The 3,331-nt window shown below is 60.3% G+C and carries 3 protein-coding genes; all 3 read right to left on the bottom strand.

Features of this window, described 5'->3' with window-relative positions; translation table 11 throughout:
• Positions 1-213: 213 nt before the first annotated feature.
• The 3 genes from bamB to hisS are packed head-to-tail and all read right to left on the bottom strand — an operon-like array spanning position 214 to position 3,331.
• Positions 214-1,365 carry an outer membrane protein assembly factor BamB gene (gene bamB / locus D8V06_RS18170; RefSeq protein WP_056855169.1) on the bottom strand — a complete coding sequence of 384 codons (1,152 nt, stop codon included), beginning with the start codon at positions 1,363-1,365 and terminating at the stop codon, positions 214-216.
• Positions 1,358-1,999, bottom strand: a complete 642-nt coding sequence (locus D8V06_RS18175; protein ID WP_056855168.1) for a tetratricopeptide repeat protein — start codon at positions 1,997-1,999, stop codon at positions 1,358-1,360. The genes bamB and D8V06_RS18175 overlap by 8 nt, the downstream gene beginning before the upstream one ends.
• 42 nt (positions 2,000-2,041) lie before the next feature.
• The gene (gene hisS, locus D8V06_RS18180) at positions 2,042-3,331 is read right to left on the bottom strand and encodes a histidine--tRNA ligase (protein ID WP_130908169.1); all 1,290 of its coding nucleotides are present in this window, start codon (positions 3,329-3,331) and stop codon (positions 2,042-2,044) included.

Below are 3,331 nucleotides of genomic sequence, written 5' to 3' on the forward strand. Positions count from 1 at the left end.
GTCCTGGTCAGGCGGTTGAACAAGGTGGACTTGCCGACGTTCGGTCGGCCCACCAGGGCGATTACGGGAACCATGCGGCTCTCCACTTCGTTATTTCAGAAAATACAAAAGCCGCTGCGAGGCAGCGGCTGGTGCTCGGGGCAGCGCCTGTAAGCGCTGCGAGCCCCGCAAAACGGGGCCGCTTGGGGATTAACCCCAAGCATAGTCAAACCTTTACTTAATGGTCAGGGCTTCCAGTTTGCCGCTGTTGCCATATACATAAATCGTGTCACCCACCACCAGCGGACGAGCGCGAAGGCCGTCGCTGTCGATGCGCTCGCGGCCGACGAAACGACCGTCCACCTGACTCAGCAAGTGCAGGTAACCTTCCAGGTCACCGACTGCAACGTAGCTGGAGAACACTTCCGGAGCCGACAGTTGACGGCGGGCCAGCGAGTCATTGCTCCACAATGCGGTGGTGGAACGCTCGTCGACGCCTTCAACGGTGCCCGAAGACAGGCTCACATACACGGTACCGAAACCCTGGGCGACACCGGCATAGCTGGAAGCATCACGCTGCCAGAGCTGACGACCGCTTTCCAGGTCCAGTGCCGCAACGCGACCCTGGTAGCTGGCGACATACAAAGTACCGCCGGACAGCAGCAAGCCGCCGTCGATGTCGACAACACGCTCCAGTTCCGAACGGCCTTGCGGGACCGCTACACGCTGTTCCCACACCGGCACGCCGTTGGAAATATCCAGAGCAACCACTTTACCGGTCGACAGGCCAGCCACCGCGAGGCGGTTGGTTACGATCGGCGCACTGGTGCCACGCAGGGTCAGCACCGCAGGTGTGCTGTCATACAACCAGCGCTGGTTGCCGGTCGCGGCATCCAGACCGATCAGACGATCATCCTGGGTCTGAACCACCACAACGTCGCCGTTGTTGGCAGGTGGTGCAAGAACTTCGCTGGACACGCGAGCGCGCCATTTCTCTTCGCCGTTGATGGCGTCGAGGGCAACGATTTCACCCTTGGTCGTACCAATCGTCAGCAGACCGTAACCTACACCAACGGCGCCGGAAACAGGCAGTTCGAGATCTTTCTTCCACTTGACGTCGCCGTTGCTGCGATCCAGTGCCATCACCACACCGGTCACGTCGGCGGCATAGATGGTATCGCCTTCGACTGCTGGTACCAGCATGTTGTAGGTTTCGCCCTGACCGTCACCGATCGAACGACTCCACTGTTTCTGCAGGACCACTTCTTCTTTGAAGTCAGTCAACTCGGCCGGTGGCAATTCTTTCTTGCTGTTGCTGCTGCAACCCGCGGCCAGAATGGCCAGGGCCAGCAATGCTGCATGTTTCCAACGGATCACGTCACGCATCCCCTTTGGCCAGGTCGTCCAGCTTGATTTGTAGGCCACCGACCGCCGCTTCATCCGACAGTGCCGCCTTGGCTTTTTGATACGCCGCGTGTGCTTCATCGGTACGACCCAACTGCACCAGCAGGTCACCCTTGAGTTCTTCACGAGTGGCCAGGAACGCCTTGTCGGCATCGCCTTCGAGCAGTTTCAGGGCTTCATCGACCTTGTTCTGCGCGGCCAGCACCTGGGCCAGGCGTTGACGGGCGATTTCGCCCAGCGCCGGGTTGGCAGGCTTGGCAACAATGGCTTTCAGTTCGCTGGCTGCGTCATCGAGCTTGCCGCTGTCGACCGCGACTTTCGCCACGAACAGGCTGCCGTACTGCGCGTAGGCGCTGCCGGCGAATTCGCTGTTGAGCTTGCCGGCGAGATCGGAAACACGCGCCGCATCAGGCTTGCCGTCAGGCGTCAGCGTGGTTTCCAGCAATTGCTGATAGAGCATCGAGGCGCCTTGCGACTGGTTGCTCTGATACTTCTGGAACGCCTGCCAGCCGAACACGATGACCAGCGCCAACAGGCCACCAGTGACCAGGGGCTTGCCGTTGCGTGACCACCAATCCTTCAAATCCGCCAAATTTTCGTCTTCGGTACTCGACACCCCAATACTCCTTAATCGCTAATTCGGCTGTTTAAGACAGCTTCAACCCTGCACGACGCAGGTGGCCAGGTGATCCGCAAGCGCATCCCAGGCAATGCTTTGTTGTTCGCCCTGGCCACGCAGGGGTTTGAAACCTACCACTTGCTGGGCCATCTCGTCGTCGCCGAGGATCAATGCATACAGCGCACCGCTCTTGTCGGCTTTCTTGAACTGGCTTTTGAAACTGCCGGCGCCGGCATTCACTTGCAGACGCAGGTTGGGTAATTGATCGCGCACACGTTCTGCCAGGGCCAGGCCGGCCAGTTCGGCTTCTTCGCCGAAGGCGCAGAGGTAGACGTCGACCTGACGGGCGATCTCAGCCGGGATCTGCTCCAGGGTTTCCAGCAACAGCACCAGACGCTCGATGCCCATGGCGAAACCGACGCCGGCAGTAGGCTTGCCGCCCATCTGCTCGACCAGGCCGTCGTAACGACCACCGGCACACACGGTGCCCTGGGCGCCGAGTTTGTCGGTGACCCATTCGAAAACGGTCTTGCTGTAGTAGTCCAGCCCGCGAACCAGCTTCGGGTTGATCACATAAGGAATGCCGGCGGCGTCCAGGCGAGCCTTGAGGCCCTCGAAGTGCACGCGAGACTCATCGTCGAGGTAGTCGGCCATCTTCGGCGCATCGACCAGAATCGCCTGTGTGTCGGCGTTCTTGGTGTCCAGGACCCGCAGCGGATTGGTCTTCAGGCGGCGCTGGCTGTCTTCGTCCAGCTTGTCCAGGTGCCCGGACAGGAACTCGACCAGTGCTTCGCGATAACGACCACGGGACTCGCTGGTGCCCAGGCTGTTGAGTTCGAGCTTGACCGCATCACGGATGCCCAGCTCACCCCACAGGCGCCAGGTCAGCACGATCAGCTCGGCATCGATGTCCGGACCGTCGAGGTTGAACACTTCGACACCGATCTGGTGGAACTGGCGATAACGGCCTTTCTGCGGACGCTCGTGGCGGAACATCGGGCCGATGTACCAGAGCTTCTGTACCTGGCCACCGCCAGTGATGCCGTGCTCGAGCACTGCACGCACGCACGCTGCCGTGCCTTCAGGACGCAGCGTCAGGGAATCGCCGTTACGGTCGTCGAAGGTGTACATCTCTTTTTCGACGATGTCGGTCACTTCACCGATGGAGCGCTTGAACAGCTCGGTGAACTCGACGATCGGCATGCGGATCTGCTTGTAACCGTAGTTATCCAGCAAACGCGAAACGGTGCCTTCGAAATGACGCCACAGGGGCGTCTGTTCGGGCAGGATGTCGTTCATGCCACGAATGGCTTGCAGAGACTTGCTCAC

The sequence above is a fragment of the Pseudomonas sp. Sample_24 genome, from assembly GCF_004307605.1.
Classification (GTDB): domain Bacteria; phylum Pseudomonadota; class Gammaproteobacteria; order Pseudomonadales; family Pseudomonadaceae; genus Aquipseudomonas.